Below are 14,488 nucleotides of genomic sequence, written 5' to 3'. Positions count from 1 at the left end.
AGTTGGTTTCGCCCCTTCGCGTTGAGCGAATACACCTTTCGCGGGGGCCCTTTTTCGGAGGGAACCTTCTCCACGTCCACGAACCCGCGCTGCTCAACGCGGACGAGCAGCGCGTAGATGGTGCCCTCCGCGATGTCCGAGAAGCCGCGGTCGCGCAGCCACGCGGTGATCTCGTAGCCGTACGCCGATCTGCGGGCCAGGATCGCCAGCACGATGCCTTCGAGAGTGCCCTTCAGCATCTCTGTCATCTGGCTGCCCATGCCATCTCCCTCACTACTGAGCGACGCTTACTACCGGTAGACAGTAGCGCTAGGTACCGGTAGATAGCAACGCTGAATACCGAGGGATTTCAGAACGGGCCACTCGGCGTCGGAGTCCACATCATGCTGATCCGGTTGCGCTACGACGGCTGGGTGGACGAGGTGATCAACAGCGCCGGAACGATCGCGGACGGTCCGGGCACGTGAACCCTCATCGTCACGAGCTGTTCCTCGAAATCGGCCCAGGCCGCCACGACTCTGGGCTTCTCGCGTGATCGTCGGCTACGCCTCGACGGAGACGACGTCGCGATCAGGCTGACCCGCCTGGTAGGAGCCCAAAACGCTCGACCAAGCTGGCGACCACACCGTCGCTTCGATCCCTTGACCCGCACTTCTGCCGCAGAAGAGGCTCGGTGCCGGCTCAGTCAAGTGCCAGCTGCTTACCGACGAGCCGCCCGCCGGCGTCAGTGCACCCGAGCAGTAGCCGATCCGCCCGATCAACGTGCCCCTCGAACCGCCCGCCGTCACCGCACGACCCACGACAGCTCCACCGGGACACACGTTTACCCAGGTCGCAGCGCGCCTCGCTAAGGCGGTTCGTGTACCGCCCATCCGGTTTTACGTTTTCCCAGGTCATGCGCTACAGGTGGGCCGCCTGGGACTCGAACCCAGAACCTAAGGATTAAAAGTCCTCAGCTCTGCCATTGAGCTAACGGCCCGCAGGCCCACAGGTTACCCGAAGCGTGTGGGCCTGGCGTGGGCGCTCGCTCGCGTATCTGGATCTTCGCGGGCACGCCGTGGCCCGGGTCAGGTGTCCTGATCGTGGTGGTGGCCCTGGGCGGCGCAGTCGCGCCAGATGCGGGTCAGGTGGTGGGTCATGCGGGCGGTGGCGGGGTGGCCGGGGTGGTGGCGGCGGTGGGTGGTGATGGTGTCGGCGAGCAGGGCTCGGGCGGCGTGGCAGTGGCCGAGATCGTGCAGGACGAGGGCGGTGTTGGCGAGGGTGGCGAGGGTGCGGTGGGCATGCGGGCCTTCGGTGGCGGCGAGGTGCTCGGCGAGTTGCCGGTAGAGGTGGTGGGCGCGTTGGGGGTGTCCGGCCCGCCGGTGGGCGAGGGCGAGGAGGTGAAGGGCATCGAGGACGCGTGGCTGGGTTGGCCTGTGGAGGTGGCACATGCTGTGGTGGGCGTAGGTGGCCCAGCCGACGGCGTCGGTGGGCTGGTCGAGGCGTAGAAGTAGTTCGGCCAGGAGGGTGGCGGCGTCGGCGTGTAGCGGGTGAGCGGGCGCGGTGGCGGGGTTGACGCCGGCGAGTGTGTCGCGCAGGAGCCGCCGGGCGCGCAGGGGGTCGGTGGCGGCGTGCATGCGGGCGGCGGCGAGACGCCGTCCGCGTTCGGCGTCGTGCTGGTCGACTGCGAGCAGGGGTTCGGGTCGCCAGGTGAGGGTGAGGTCCCGGGTGGTGGCGCCGGCGGTGACGCGAGCGAGGACCCGTTCGGCGTGGATGGCGACCAGGTGCGGAGGCGTCGGTGCACCGGTCCGGGGTGTGAGACGTGGCGCGTGGTGCAGGATCGCCCGACCGACGGTGTCGGCGAGGGCGACAGCGGCGAGGGGTCGGGGTCGGCACCCGGCCGGGCACTGGTAGCCAGGCGCGGGGTCCGGTGGTTCGGTCGGGTTCATGTCCTGGTGGCAGAACCGGCAGTGCAGCAGCCTTGCCGGCAGGTATACCTCCCGCGGGTCACCGGCCGCGGCGGGTGGCGTGGTGGCTTTGGTGACCCACTTCTGCACGAGGCGGGGGTCGAGGTTCAGTTGCCGGGCGACGGTGGTGATGGCGCCGTAGGCGCGGATGGCGCGGGCGTCGGCGACGCGCTGGACGACGGTGTCGATCAGGTCTGGCGGGTATCTGCGGGGGAAGGCCATGGGTGATGTCGGTGTCCGTGGGATGGCTGTGGTCGGCCCGTGCCGGGATTTCGGCCGGGCCCGGCCGGCGGTTAGGCGTGGAGGTCGTGCCAGTGGGCGTCGGGGCGGGTGGCGAAAGTATCGGCAGCGTGTCGCATGATCGACCGGTGGATCTGCGAAGGGGAGCATGACCATGCCGATCGCGCACCAGCAGGTGGCGGAGTACGCCTTTCTGTACGAGCTGTACGAGGACGGGTACTTCCCGGACCACGTCGTCGACAAGGGCCGAGCGATCCTGCTGCGGTTGTGCGAGCAGATCGAGGCGGAGCAGCCGAAGGACCTGGCAGCCCTCTACACGCTCACCGACACCGCGACCGACGAGTTCAACCTGCTCGAGGCGGAGTTTGAGGCGGCCGGCAGCGAGATCGAGACGGTCGCACGTGAAGCGATCGGAGAGGACTTCCGGTTCGTCGCGACGAGCTACGGGTTCACCGACGCCGACAGCGAGCGACTGATCGCCAACCGGGAATGGTGAGCCGACCAGGCAGAACAGGTAGCTGACCCAGGCGCTTGCGGCCCACCAGATGGAATCACCGATGCCGGACCGCGTCGGCTCGTGGGTGCTCTACGGGTGCTCGGACGACGCCGCATCAATCGGATTCACCACGCCGTCCGCGGATTCGCGTCCTCATTAGACGGCAAACGCAACATCACGACACGCAGGTTGGGCGGCGGACCAGCGCGAACACGGCCGGACGACGCACGCGGAGTCCGGACCGTCAACACCGCGCGACGCTTAGCATGAATTTGTCCGCTCCTGGGCACTTTTAATCCATAGGTTCAGGGTTCGAGTCCCTGGCGGCCCACCACAAACCGGCCCTGAGCTGCGGAAACGTCGGACTAAGATCATCGGGCACAGCCAGGGCACAACCTAGCTCCGATCTTGTTCGGAAGGAGGTTCCCGCCGCTTGCCGTCTGCTTTCCGCAGGAGGTCGCCCACCAGGCCACGCGGCCGGTCCTTCTTCGGCAGCCAGTGGACGTAGGTCTCCAGGGTGATCCGCAGGTTGGCGTGCCTCAGCGCCTTCTGCACCTCCTGGGGCTCCACGCCGTTGCTCATCAGCGTTGTGGCGAAGAAGTGGCGCAAGGAGTGGAACGTGCCTTCTTTCGGCCATCCGGCTGCCTCGCGCCAGTCCGCCCACAACTCCGACCAGTAGGTGTCCGTCAGCAGCTTCCCCCGGGACGAGGTGAACAGGACCGCCACCGGACGAGTCAGCCGCTCCCCCGTGGTGATGTCGGGGAGCTCGAACTCGACAGGGCCGACATCGCTGATGTGGGCAGACAGTTCCTCGGCGACCACCGCGTCCAGGTCCACCGTTCCGGTGGAACCGCTCTTTGGCGTTGAGAGGTAGAAGCCTCCGAAGTGCTCCGGCGAGTGCCGCAATTGTTGGACGACATGCAGTTCCCGACGGTCGTAATCTGCGCAGCGGGAGCCGGCCTCCAGGCCCAAGACCTCACCGAGGCGAAGCCCTTCCCCTGCCCCCAGCCAGATAGCCGCCCGGAAGCGGCGTGGCACCACCTCAGCGAGCTTGAGCACCTGGCCGTCGGTAGGAACCCATTTCGGTGCCCGCGAAAGACCGCGCAGGATCTGCGCGAGCTTGACGCCGTTGCAGGGGTTGTCGGGAATTACCCTGTCGATAACTGCGGCGTTCATGATGGTCTTGAACAACCCGAAGTACAGGCTTACCGACGATTTCGGCGTGCCGTCATCGAGTAGCCGACTCAGCCATGCCAGCACGTCGGTCAGGTTGATGGAGCGAATGGCCTTTTCACCGAAGACGGGTAGGAGGTGCTTTCGCAGGTTCTGCGGGATACGCCGTCGCGTTTCCGTGGCCCAGCCCGCCTCACGTGATTCCCTCCACCGCTGCGCGTACTCGGCGAAGGTCAGCCGGGCTTCCTCTCGCTTCACCTGCACCTCTTGCGCTGCTCCTGAGCGGCACAGCAAGTCGAAGGCTTCCGCGTCCCGCTTGAGGTCGAACAGTTTTCCGCGGTCGTTGTTGTCGGCGTCGGTGTAGCGCACTCGCCAGCGCTTTCCCCGGCCGTGCCGCTTGGACGGGATCGGCTTTTTCGTGTTGGGATCGCGGTTTTTGAGGTACCACAGGTCATCGATCGGCATGTCAGGCCGCCCGATTTTCGAGCCAGGCCCGGACGTCGGCCGGGTCGTAGCGTAGGTGGCGGCCGACCTTGAAGGCACGTGGGCCGGTCCGGCGGTGCCGCCACTGGTACAGCGTGCCGACGGGAACGCGGAGAAACGCGGCCGTTTCGTTGATCGACCACAGTTCCGGCAACGAGATAGGGGTGGGTCCAGTCATCGTGGCTCCTTTCGCGTGATGGTGATGTAGGCGCGGCTTTCGCCGGCTTGGCGGGCGGTGTGGGTGCTGGTGCGGCAGGTGACGTGCTCGCGGCCGTAGTGCGCAGTGAGCTGAGCCGCGATGGTGGCGGCGTGGGCGGTGACGGTGACGGTCGGGCCGATGAGGCGGACCGCGACCAAGGGGCGTGGGCGTGCGGACATAAGTGCTCCTTTCGGATAGCCGGGGGGGGTCTGGTTGTCCGCTGTGGAGTTGTCAAAGAACCGGGGAGATCACGGGTGTTGACACGTACGTGTCAAGCGGCCAGGAGGTGACCCGCGCGGTGGGCGGCAAGCTCGTCGGCCAGGGCGTCGAGGCCCGCTTGGTGTCGGGCGCGGGCCATGGCGGCGGCGGTGTTGGCGAGCAGGGCGTCTCCGGTGGTGATCCAGCCGGTGGCCTGGTAGCCGAGTTCGTAGATGACGCGCTCGGTCTGTTCGTCGTCCCAGGTGTGGGGGTGGCCTTCGGTGCGCCGCCAGATGGTGCGCTGCATGCGGATGAAGCCGAGGGTGGCGGAGAAGGCGCGGCTCTTGGTGGTGATGTGGCCGCCGTAGCCGAACTGGTGCGCCCAGCGGCGCAGCCGGTGGTAGTCGGGGTGTTCGCCGAGGTCCCAGCAGGCGCGGATGAGCCGGCCGAGGTGTGTCGCCGGGTCGCCGTGGACTTCCACTGAGAGGTCGTCGACGCGGCGCAGGTTCAGCCCGGTTACCTCGGTGCTTTTGGTGACGTACTTGGCGATGTAGCCGGTGATCTGGGCGAGGTTGACCTCGCCGCCGGGGGCGTTGACGTGTTTGACGTCCAGGCCCTTGTCGCCCCAGGCGATGTGCCAGCCCTGCCCGCCGTTGGCCGGGTGCGGGGCGGAGGTGTAGGAGGTTTTCACGAACGCTGCCCGCGCGGCGTCCTCGAACATGTCGCGGGTGATGACCCGTGGGGGTGGGACGATCGCGCCGGGGCAGTCGGGGTTGTGGCCGTCGAGGCGGATCAGCGCGTGGTAGTGGATGACGCCGCGTACCTGGAATTCGTAGACCTTGATGTAGCGGCGGCGCAGCTCGACGCCATACGAGCGGCCGAGGCGGCGTAGCTCGCGGTCGACCTGTTGGATGGTGCGGCGCCACAGTTCGGGTGCTTCGTGGTTCCACACGACTTGGCCGGTGTGGTCGTAGCAGTCCAGGCACAGCGGCTGCCCGAGCTGGCTGTCGCCGGCCTTGTGTCGCTGCCCGCATCGCAGGTCGACGCCGTGGGGGCAGGTGCGGCCGAACGGGTGGCAGGGCGAGGGGCGGCAGGTGCAGCCGTCCTTCTTTCGGCAGTCCGCGGCGTGGACCTTCACGACCCGGTGGTGGACCGGCCCGAATGAGGGTGCGGTGGCGGTGAGGAAGATGGCGATGTGTTCGTGCAGCGGCGGTAGGCCCCAGCGGTCGCCCTGTAGGCCGGCTTTGATGAGGTGGAACGTGTCGCGGCGGTAGACCTCGGCGCAGGATGGGCAGACGGAGGCGCGGCGGTTGCCGCAGGGGGTGTAGATCGCGCCGTCGGGCATGTCCTCGGTGTCGATGGTTGCCATGCGGTTGCCGTCGGCGTCGTTGACGTGGATCTGCCCGGCCAACCGGATCGGGTGCTTGCACGCGGAGGCGGCCCGGACGTGGCCCAGCCATTCCGGGTAGTCGGGGTCCTGGGCGCGGGCGCGGCCGGAGGCGACGGTGCGGGGGTCGTGGCCGCGTACCCAGCCGTCATCGGCGGGACGGGTGCTGGTGGGGGTGGCCCAGGGCCAGTAGCCGGCGGCGGACTCAGCGCAGGCCCCCGCGCCCGAAACCGTGGTGGTTTCGGGCACGAGAGGCAACGTCGAGGACGTCACGCGGTGGCTCCGACAGCGGTGCCGTTGTGGGTCTTGTCGTTGATGGTCGGTTCGGTGGTGAGGGCCGTCAGGATGTCGGCGGCCGTGGCGGTCGGGACGCGCAGTCGCACGGCGAGCTGACCGGGGTTGATCGGTTCACCGTGAGCCTTGGCGTGCGCGGTGGCGACGAGCCGGGCGCTGGACAGCAGCGCAGGCGGCAGGCCGGCGGTGACCGGTGCCGCAGGTGCCGGCGTCGTGTCCGTGTCGGTGGTGTCCGGGGTGTGCTCGACCGTCGTAGCGGTCGCGGTGTCCTCGCCAGAGGTGGGCTGGTTGACGGGTTCAGGGACAGGTGCGGTGATCGGTTCGGGTGCGGGATTGGTGGCCGGGGTCGCGGCGGCCGGGCGGACCAGCGGCGAGGCGGGGATGTCAGACGACGACGCCTCGACGGTGGTGGCCGGCACCAGTGCCGGGACAGGATCGATGGGCCGGGTGGTGCGCTTTCCGGTGGCGAGTAGAGCAGCGGTGGCCATGAGCATCAGGCCATCCACGGCGAGGGGACCGAACCAGACGACGAGGGTTTCCTCGTTGTAGTGGTCGAGCAGTCCGGACAGGTGCCGGTAGGACACGAACGCGGCGACCAGGGCGACGGGCGGCAGCCCGACCCAGCGCAGCACGTTCCAGCCCCAGCCCGTCGGCCAGGGCGTGCGAGCAAGGATCTCGATGGCGATGAACAGGAACAGCGGCCACACGATCGCGGAGATGACCGCGCCGGGTTCCGGCTTCCAGTCAGCCGGCGCCCCGTCCGGGGCGATGAACGAGTGAGCGATGTTGGCGGCGACGGAGACAGCGCCACCGGAGACAGCGCCGATGTAGGCGTAGACGCGGCCGTTGTTTTTGGTGGTCATGACGCCGCCTGCGAGGTAGGGGCGGGGTCAGCGAAGAGGGAGAAGCTGAGGACAACAGCCTCGACGTAGCCCTGGCTACGAAGGGTGTCGGTGACGGTGGAGATGTCGTCCATGGAACGGATCTGGCGCTTGAAGGGCCACTCGACGGACATGAAGCCCGCGCCGTTCGGAGCCTTGTAGGTAAACGAGATCATGTAGCGGTGCATGGCGGTTGCCCTTTCAGGTGAGCGGGTCAGTGGAGGCTGCATCCGGGGCAGTTCCAGCCGGAGCGGGTGGGATAGACGAATTCGCCCTTGAGGATTCGGCCCTTGCAGCGGGCGCACTTGGTGGAGCGGTGGGCGAGGATGGTGCCCTTGAACGGGCCGGGGATGGGCTTGCGTGGCGTGGCACGCGGGATGGCCGGGCGGGGCCGGCGGGTGCGGGTGTTGGTCGGCCGGGCGGCCGGCGTGCGGTCGGTGCGGTGGTAGGCGACCAGCAGGGCCGCGAGCACGACGAGCAGGACAGCGAAGAAGAGAGCGGTGGTCATCGGGCACCTCCGGTGCAGTCGAGGCAGGAGCCGGTACGGCGGGGGATGTAGTAGGGCTTGACCTGCTGGCAGTCAGGGCAGGTACGGCGCGCGGTGAGCGCTTTGGTGATGGCCGCGCGTTGGGCGGCGGTGGCGGTGCGCTTGGGCATCGCCAGGTCGAGGCGGTAGAGGTAGGCGACGCGCTTGCCGCGCCGCCACATGATTTGGGCGGCGGGTTCCTGGCCGCCGGGGCGCAGCTCGCGGGCGCGGAGCTGGCGGCGGGTCAGCAGCCCTTCGGGGGCGTACTTGAACGGGTAGGTCGGCAGGCCGAAGCGCTCGCCGGTCGGGTCGTAGAAGACCATCGGGTCGTCCTCCGGGTCGGCCGCCTCTTGGTCGCCGTTGCCGGCGGAGCCGGTGGCGAAGGTGGGGTGTTCGTAGGTGTCGCGGTCGATGTCCTCGGGCAGGAAGGCCGCCGAGCAGACGGCGCAGACGATCGGGCCTTCCTCGAAGGCCGTCTTGGAGATGCGGAGCTTGCGGGGGCACTCGCATTCGCACGAGACGCCGTTGTTGTTGTTCGTGCGGGTCTTGGCTTCCCCGGTCGGTTCGGGGTGGCGGTAGAAGCGCAGCGCGTCGGAGAGGTCAGCGATGACCGAGCGGTAGCGGGCGCGGGTGAGGTCGGTCAGGGTGCAGGGCGAGTAGCCGAGCTTGTCGTCCTTGGTGGTGGACATGCCGAGTTCGGCGGCGAGGGTGGCGAACTTCTTGTTGTGCCAGCGGCCCTGCCGTGAGGTGTCCTGGACGCCTCGGGCGTCAGCGAGGGCGTGGGTTGCTTCGTGCAGGAGCGTGGTGAACACGGCCTCCGGTTCGCGGGACAGGCCCTCGCCGGAGATGAGAACTTCGGGGAGTTGGTTGTCGCCGGCCTGCCAGCGCAGGGCGGCGAAGTGGCCCCACTTCATGCCCTGGTTGGGCTTGGTGGGAGAGCCGGAGCCGACCACGAGGACGGCGGCCGGGATTTCGGGGTGCCGGTCGCGGATCGCGGCCCAGGCGGATTCCAGCGCGCCGATGAGCGCGGCGGTGGACGCGGGGTTTTGACACGTACGTGTCACGTCGGTGATCTGGACAGCGGTGGTCATCGGGTCACCTCGGCGGGAAGCGCGGTGGACAGCCGGTTGCCGGTCAGGTCGGCGAGCTGGTTCGGGGTCAGGGCGTCGATCGCACCCGGGACCTCGCGGCGGCGGCGCAGCATAGGCCGCACGACGGCGGCGGTCGGGCACAGCGGTGCCTTCTCGCTGTAGGGGTGGCCGCAACCGGGACAGGCCACTGGTACGGGAAGACGGGCCGGCATGTGGTCGGCCCAGATGCTCACGAGCTGGGCGACGGTCACGCCCAGGCCAGCGGCGAGAAGCCGGCGGTCGAGGCGGGCGCTCATCGGGCACCGAGCCAGGCGAGGAAGCCCTCACGGGTTGGGCGCTTTTCCGACCACACGCAGGCATCGGCGTAGGTTTCAAGGTCGTCCTCGGTGGCGTGCGTCCAGTCGTAGTCGTCGGCAACGGCGCGGAGGACGTCGAGGACATCGGTCAGGGTTTGGGTAGCGTCGTCGTTCCAGTCCTGGACGATTTCGCGGTCGGAGCAGCAGAGCGCGCTGTAGTAGTCGTGCTCGGGCGTGCGGCCGTCGCGCCAGAGGTAGTCGGCCAGGTACCGCATGGCCAGGTCGTACTGGCGGGCACCCGGGGCCGCCGGCTCGTTGAGCAGGATCGGCAGGCAGTTGCCGTAGACAGCCATGCCGAGAGCGCCAGTGACGCAGGCGGGCGGGAACCACGCCTCAGTGGTGCGGTCGAAGTAGACGCGCTGCGTCCAGCCGTGCAGTTCCAGGTAGCGGGCGGCGCAGCGCAAGATGACGGCCGGAGTCAGGTCGGCCAGCGCGCCGCAGGTGTCGGGCTGATTTTGGGTAGGGTTCATGGCGGCCACGTCCTTTCGTGGGCGGTGGTTGGTGGCCGACGGGCCGGGTTCGCTTTCCTAGGGCTGGTCCCGGTCTGTCGGCCGTTCCTCTATCGGTGGTGCAGGTGGAGCCGGAGGAACACCCGCTGCCGGTCGTCGTTCGGGCCGGCGGCGGTGGGTGCGGAGCGGAAGACGAGCGAGCCCGTCTGGCGGGCGATGGCGGTGAGTGCGGCGATGTCCTCGGCGGTGCCGATGAGCACCAGGTCCAGGACCCGCGATCGGGTGGCGGTGGTGGTCATGCCGCAGCCTTCGGTTTGTAGGCGGTGGCGTACCGCTCGGCGGGGGTGACCAGGCCGCTTTGCCGGCGGGTCCAGGCCGCGTAGTCCGCGACCCGGATGATGTCGGCGTCGGTCATGTAGGCGGCCTTGACCAGGGCCGGGATGCCGCCCTCAGCGATGAGGAAACCGGCGCCCTGGTTGTTGGGATCGATGGTGTTGGAGGAGAAGCCGCGGGCGGCCCAGCCGTGCCCGAGCACGATGTCCGACGACACGTCGGTGGTGCAGCGGCCCGCGAAGCGCCAGGCGAAAAGGTCCCGCAGCGAGGTCGGGATGATGTCCGACGAGGGCCGCTGCGTGGCGGCGGCGACGATGATGCCGACCGCGCGGCCACGGGCCACGATGTCGCGCAGCAGCGCGGCGAACAGCTCCTGGTCCTTCTTGTCCCCGGCGGTGGCGGAGAAGTAGGCGATCTCGTCGCAGGCGACGAGGATCTGACCGAACAGGTCGTTCGGGCCGATCTTCCGGCGACGCCGGGCCTTAAGGAAGGCGTACCGGTTGTCCATTACCGTCTGCACCCGGCGCAGCGTGCGGATCGCGTGGTTCAGGTCAGGGCCGACGAACACGTCGCAGGCGTCCTCCCACAGACCCAGCTCGACCTGCTTGCCATCGAGCAGGCACAGCCGCACATCCGGGCACAGGGCCGCGTGGCCGACGATCGTGTTCAACAGCGACGACTTGCCCGCGCCGGGCTCACCACCGATCAGGATGTTCCGGTAGATCATCGGCAGGTACACGGCCTGCCCGAACTCATCGATGCCGAGGAACACCGGATCGAAGATGGACAAGACAGAGGCGACCGGCACCGTGGCCGGGTCGGTGTGGGCGGGCAGTTCGATGGTGTCGGTGAGGTCCATGACGGGCTCCCAACGGGGTTGGTTGACACGTAGGTGTCAAGCGGGCGGGGGAGGATGGGAGAGGCGCGGACGCTGGACCCGTGGCGGGTACTCGGTCCGCGCCGTCCCGGTCGGTCAGGCGTAGTCGGAAGGGTCGAACCCGTTCGGGCTCGCGGTGGTGGGGTTGCGCGGCTTGCGCGGCCGGGGGGCGTCGGCCGGTGCAGTGACCGGCTCGTCCGGCACGTCGGGCAGGTCCAGGCCGACAGGTGGCATGCCCGGTGAGGTAGGAGCGTTGGCCGGCACGTCGGCGGGGACGTAGTCCGGCAGCGGAGACAGAACCTTGCCCGCCAGCGGCTCTCGGCGGGTGATGTCCACGCGGATTAGCGCCGCGTACTTGCGGGAGGCGCGCATGACACGGACCTCGTTCGCCCAGCACGCCACGGCGAGCTTCTGCACCTGCCCCTCCTGCTCCAAGTCGCGGAGCGAGAGGCCGGGACGCAACCACACCCACACCCGTTCACCGGCCGGGGTCGGCCGGGCGGGCAGGATCAGCGGCAGCGAACCGGCACGGTTGGTGGCGATGAACGCCGCGAAGCACATCCGCAGCCGGTGCCGCACGACCAGACACCAGACCCACGCCATGATGCGGCGGCGGACCGGGCCGATCGCGGCCGGCAGGCCGACGACCAGGGCGACGACAAGCAGCGACCCCCACATCGGGGTGGACTGCATCACGCCGATCCAGCCGTAGACGACGACCAGACCGAGCACGATCTCGGTCAGCCAGTGCCAGAACACCCGCAGGACCGGCCACGCCACGATCAGCGCGAACACGACCGCGCCGAACAGGGCACCGATGAACCCACCGAGCAGCGCACCCACGATGGGGTGCATGTAGTGCGAGGCCACCGTGGCGGCCAGGAGGCCGACCACGCCGAGGGTGACCCAGAAGGCGATGGTGGCCCGACGACGATAAGAACGGGCGACCGGAGCCTCAATGACAGTGACAGCGTTGCCCCCACGGTTCGACCAGCCGAACGGGGACCGCGAACTAGACTTGGACACGACAAGTCCTCCCTAGGTAGGGACCGGATTTGTTGGGACAGGACGCGGGGTCGCAGACGACGCCAATCAACGGCGACCCCGTGTCCACCACTTCGCTTCTGTGGAGCCGATCGACACGCCCGCCGCTAGGCGGCGGTGTCCAGCGGCGTCAGGGCCGAGGCCCGGAACGCCACACCCGAACGGACCTTGCCGTCCCGGTCGTTGACCCAGGGCAGCGCCTCCAGGTCCACCGGAACCACCGGCTGACGAACGGTCACCGGCGGCATCACCGGGTTGACCACCGTCACGTTGATGACCTCCGCACTGCCCTCCGACAGCGCGTACAGGTGCACCGTCCACATCGGGTTTTTCGTCTCCCGATCGAACTTCTGCTGACCGTTTTGGTCCAGCTTCGGCACCGGGTTCACCGACACCTCGTACGACACCCGCGAGGTGTCCAGCAGCAGACGTCCCATGACTGACTCCTTCATCTCGTGAGCTGAGCCCGCATCGGTGGGCCAAGTGCGTCCTCTCTGGACGGCAGCTCTTGTGGAATCAGGGTGCGTCGATCAGTAGTGACGAGTTCACCACGAGATATGGACGACTAGGGACGTCCTTGCTAGGGTTAGTCGTCCCTCTAAGTCGTCCCGCCGTCCAACGAGCAGGAGCCGAGATGCCGAACGACCGCCTACGCAGCGGGATGCTCAAGAAGGGCCTGACGCCGGCCACGCTCGCAGACAAACTCGGCGTCGATCCGAAGACCGTCGAACGGTGGATCACCCAGAGCCGCAACCCGTACCCGCGCTACCGCCACTCCATCGCCGAGCTCCTGGATGAGAGCGAGTCGTACCTCTGGCCGGACGCGCTACCCACGCAGCGAGCGGTCCAGGTCAGCCAGTCCGAAGTCGTCCACATCTACCCGCGCCGCGGAGCCGTGCCGACCGACCTCTGGCAACAGCTGCTGGAGAAGGCCACCCGCCAGGTCGGCGTCCTGGTCTACGGCGGGCTGTTCCTGCCCGAGTTCAACCACCGATGGGTGCCGACGCTGCGCGAGAAGGCGCTGGCCGGGGTCCAGGTCGAGCTGCTATTCGGCGACCCGGAGGGCAAGAACATTGCCGAGCGCGGCGACGACGAAGGCATCGGTCACGCCATGTCCAGCAAGATCCTGAACGCCCTGGCCTTCTACACGGACCTGCGGGACCTGCCCAACGTCGGGATCTACTACCACGACACGATCCTGTACAACTCCATCTACCGCTTCGACGACGAGATTTTGGTCAACACCCACCTCTACGGCACGCCGGCCGCGTACGCCCCCGTGCTGCACGTCCGCCGGCTCGGCGGCGGAGACTTGTTTGACAGCTACGTCGCCAGCTTCAACAGAGTCCTCGGGAAGAAGCGGGCCGTCTGGCCAGAGCACTGAGCCGTCGGCGGTGAGAGGCTAGGGCCATGGCCCGGATCGAGCATTTCAACAACCCCAAAGCCCCGAAGCCGAACAGCATCGTCGTCGCAGTAACCGTCTTCGTCCAAGACGACCAGGGACGGGTACTGCTCATTCAGCGCACCGACAACGCCCTGTGGGCGCTACCCGGCGGCGCCCAGGACTTCGGCGAGTACATCGCTGAGACGGCCGTACGGGAGACGCGCGAAGAGGCCGGCGTCGAAGTTGAGGTGATCGGGGTGATCGGGATCTACACCAACCCTAACCATGTCGTGGAGTACAGCGACGGCGAGGTGCGGCAGCAGTTCTCGATCTGCTTCCGAGCCCGGTATATCGGCGGCGTTCCTACTACAAGCGAAGAGTCCTCGGCTGTGCGGTGGGTCGCGTTGGGCGAACTTGACAACCTGTCAATTCATCCGTCGATGCGACTCCGCATCGACCACGGTTTTGAGCAACGGAGAGAGCCCTACATCGGATGAGCCGCGATGCGTGCCTGAGTCCGATGTACCGCTTCCATCAATACGGGCTCAGCCTTCTGCCAAAAGCGAGTCACTAGATCGTCCGGTCCGTAGCGCTGGCGGATTTCGGCGAGTCGGTCAACGACCGTGAAGTCCTGGCCATCCGGACCCGTTGTCATGTCGGCATACCAAAGTGCATCGGACGTCGGAGATTCCTCTCGGGGAAATTCCAAGGCCAGCACCTCTCCGAGGTCGCGTTCATCGGCCTCGTAGGAGGCGCACGAATGGTGAGCAACAAGCGCAGCGAGGCGCAGGGAAAAACCTTCCCTCAGTAGCCAGCGGGCACCATCTAGAGCGTGGAACCCGGTATCCACGATATCTGGCGAATAGCCTATATCGTGCAGCCATGCAGCGGCAGTAAGCACGCCGGCATCATCGCCTACTAGCGGTCCGAGGCGCTGCGCTTTCGCTGCCACCGCTTGCACATGACTCCAGCGACGTGGCAGGACGCTGCTAAGGTGCTCCGCGCTCACCTGAGCAGCCCGTTTGGCGATCTCCTTCACGTCGTCATCCTACGGCCGTTAGGCGTGCCCTGTCACCAGTGCCCCGCCGTCTTCGCAGAATTGCACTTTGTCACCTCGCTTGTCTTTGGCAA

Annotated in this window: 20 protein-coding genes and 1 tRNA gene; 3 read left to right on the top strand and 18 right to left on the bottom strand. The window is 67.8% G+C overall.

Translation table 11 applies throughout. The features are described from left to right. From ACZ6O2_RS10405 to ACZ6O2_RS10395, 3 genes are all read right to left on the bottom strand, one after another. The coding region (locus tag ACZ6O2_RS10405) for a PadR family transcriptional regulator (protein ID WP_466022652.1) at positions 1-260 on the bottom strand (260 nt) is incomplete at its 3' end. Positions 261-907: 647 nt separating this feature from the next. Further along, a tRNA-Lys gene (locus ACZ6O2_RS10400) sits at positions 908-979 on the bottom strand. A gap of 88 nt (positions 980-1,067) precedes the next feature. Next, complete coding sequence (locus tag ACZ6O2_RS10395) at positions 1,068-2,168, bottom strand: tetratricopeptide repeat protein (RefSeq protein ID WP_466022651.1); 1,101 nt, start codon at positions 2,166-2,168, stop codon at positions 1,068-1,070. Positions 2,169-2,334: 166 nt separating this feature from the next. On the opposite strand from ACZ6O2_RS10395, the gene ACZ6O2_RS10390 reads away from it, so the two are divergent. Then, positions 2,335-2,682 carry a DUF5713 family protein gene (locus ACZ6O2_RS10390; RefSeq protein ID WP_466022650.1) on the top strand — a complete coding sequence of 116 codons (348 nt, stop codon included), beginning with the start codon at positions 2,335-2,337 and terminating at the stop codon, positions 2,680-2,682. 396 nt (positions 2,683-3,078) lie between these two features. Here the strand turns inward: ACZ6O2_RS10390 and ACZ6O2_RS10385 are convergent, their stop codons facing one another. The 14 genes from ACZ6O2_RS10385 to ACZ6O2_RS10320 all read right to left on the bottom strand — a co-directional run bounded on the left by ACZ6O2_RS10385 (position 3,079) and on the right by ACZ6O2_RS10320 (position 12,410). Further along, positions 3,079-4,320, bottom strand: a complete 1,242-nt coding sequence (locus ACZ6O2_RS10385; RefSeq protein ID WP_466022649.1) for a tyrosine-type recombinase/integrase — start codon at positions 4,318-4,320, stop codon at positions 3,079-3,081. Position 4,321: 1 nt separating this feature from the next. Beyond that, positions 4,322-4,516: a helix-turn-helix transcriptional regulator gene (locus tag ACZ6O2_RS10380; RefSeq protein ID WP_466022648.1), complete on the bottom strand. Its 195-nt coding sequence runs from the start codon at positions 4,514-4,516 to the stop codon at positions 4,322-4,324. Next, positions 4,513-4,716, bottom strand: coding sequence for a hypothetical protein (locus ACZ6O2_RS10375; RefSeq protein WP_466022647.1), 204 nt, complete (start codon positions 4,714-4,716; stop codon positions 4,513-4,515). The genes ACZ6O2_RS10380 and ACZ6O2_RS10375 overlap by 4 nt, the downstream gene beginning before the upstream one ends. Positions 4,717-4,808: 92 nt before the next feature. After that, positions 4,809-6,371: a replication initiator gene (locus ACZ6O2_RS10370; protein ID WP_466022646.1), complete on the bottom strand. Its 1,563-nt coding sequence runs from the start codon at positions 6,369-6,371 to the stop codon at positions 4,809-4,811. Positions 6,372-6,391: 20 nt separating this feature from the next. Further along, complete coding sequence (locus ACZ6O2_RS10365; RefSeq protein ID WP_466022645.1) at positions 6,392-7,279, bottom strand: hypothetical protein; 888 nt, start codon at positions 7,277-7,279, stop codon at positions 6,392-6,394. Beyond that, a complete protein-coding gene (locus ACZ6O2_RS10360; RefSeq protein ID WP_466022644.1) occupies positions 7,276-7,485 on the bottom strand; it encodes a hypothetical protein in 210 nt (69 codons plus the stop codon). Before ACZ6O2_RS10360 ends, ACZ6O2_RS10365 begins: the two co-directional genes overlap by 4 nt. Positions 7,486-7,511: 26 nt before the next feature. Further along, the gene (locus ACZ6O2_RS10355) at positions 7,512-7,805 is read right to left on the bottom strand and encodes a hypothetical protein (RefSeq protein WP_466022643.1); all 294 of its coding nucleotides are present in this window, start codon (positions 7,803-7,805) and stop codon (positions 7,512-7,514) included. Beyond that, the gene (locus ACZ6O2_RS10350; protein WP_466022660.1) at positions 7,802-8,146 is read right to left on the bottom strand and encodes an RRQRL motif-containing zinc-binding protein; all 345 of its coding nucleotides are present in this window, start codon (positions 8,144-8,146) and stop codon (positions 7,802-7,804) included. The genes ACZ6O2_RS10355 and ACZ6O2_RS10350 overlap by 4 nt, the downstream gene beginning before the upstream one ends. Positions 8,147-8,910: 764 nt before the next feature. Continuing rightward, the gene (locus tag ACZ6O2_RS10345) at positions 8,911-9,210 is read right to left on the bottom strand and encodes a hypothetical protein (RefSeq protein WP_466022642.1); all 300 of its coding nucleotides are present in this window, start codon (positions 9,208-9,210) and stop codon (positions 8,911-8,913) included. Next, positions 9,207-9,740, bottom strand: coding sequence for a DUF6197 family protein (locus ACZ6O2_RS10340; protein WP_466022659.1), 534 nt, complete (start codon positions 9,738-9,740; stop codon positions 9,207-9,209). Before ACZ6O2_RS10340 ends, ACZ6O2_RS10345 begins: the two co-directional genes overlap by 4 nt. A gap of 89 nt (positions 9,741-9,829) precedes the next feature. Then, complete coding sequence (locus ACZ6O2_RS10335; protein ID WP_466022641.1) at positions 9,830-10,018, bottom strand: hypothetical protein; 189 nt, start codon at positions 10,016-10,018, stop codon at positions 9,830-9,832. Beyond that, positions 10,015-10,911 carry an FtsK/SpoIIIE domain-containing protein gene (locus ACZ6O2_RS10330; RefSeq protein ID WP_466022640.1) on the bottom strand — a complete coding sequence of 299 codons (897 nt, stop codon included), beginning with the start codon at positions 10,909-10,911 and terminating at the stop codon, positions 10,015-10,017. The genes ACZ6O2_RS10335 and ACZ6O2_RS10330 overlap by 4 nt, the downstream gene beginning before the upstream one ends. A 114-nt stretch (positions 10,912-11,025) precedes the next feature. Further along, positions 11,026-11,955 (bottom strand): hypothetical protein, encoded by a 930-nt coding sequence (locus ACZ6O2_RS10325; protein ID WP_466022639.1) that lies wholly within the window; start codon positions 11,953-11,955, stop codon positions 11,026-11,028. 125 nt (positions 11,956-12,080) lie between these two features. Next, positions 12,081-12,410 carry a hypothetical protein gene (locus ACZ6O2_RS10320; RefSeq protein WP_393105810.1) on the bottom strand — a complete coding sequence of 110 codons (330 nt, stop codon included), beginning with the start codon at positions 12,408-12,410 and terminating at the stop codon, positions 12,081-12,083. 197 nt (positions 12,411-12,607) lie between these two features. On the opposite strand from ACZ6O2_RS10320, the gene ACZ6O2_RS10315 reads away from it, so the two are divergent. Both ACZ6O2_RS10315 and ACZ6O2_RS10310 read left to right on the top strand, forming a co-directional pair. Further along, on the top strand, positions 12,608-13,357 hold the full coding sequence (locus tag ACZ6O2_RS10315) for a helix-turn-helix domain-containing protein (protein WP_466022638.1): 750 nt from the start codon (positions 12,608-12,610) through the stop codon (positions 13,355-13,357). Between the two features lie 26 nt (positions 13,358-13,383). Then, the gene (locus ACZ6O2_RS10310) at positions 13,384-13,854 is read left to right on the top strand and encodes an NUDIX hydrolase (protein WP_466022637.1); all 471 of its coding nucleotides are present in this window, start codon (positions 13,384-13,386) and stop codon (positions 13,852-13,854) included. On the opposite strand, the gene ACZ6O2_RS10305 is transcribed toward ACZ6O2_RS10310, so the two are convergent. After that, positions 13,842-14,396, bottom strand: a complete 555-nt coding sequence (locus ACZ6O2_RS10305) for an HD domain-containing protein (protein ID WP_466022636.1) — start codon at positions 14,394-14,396, stop codon at positions 13,842-13,844. The two genes, ACZ6O2_RS10310 and ACZ6O2_RS10305, sit on opposite strands and share 13 nt — an antisense overlap. Positions 14,397-14,488 lie beyond the last annotated feature (92 nt).

The organism is Micromonospora sp. NPDC048040 (assembly GCF_055587185.1).
Note: the sequence above shows the minus strand (reverse complement) of the source record. Positions and strands in the feature narration are given on the sequence as shown.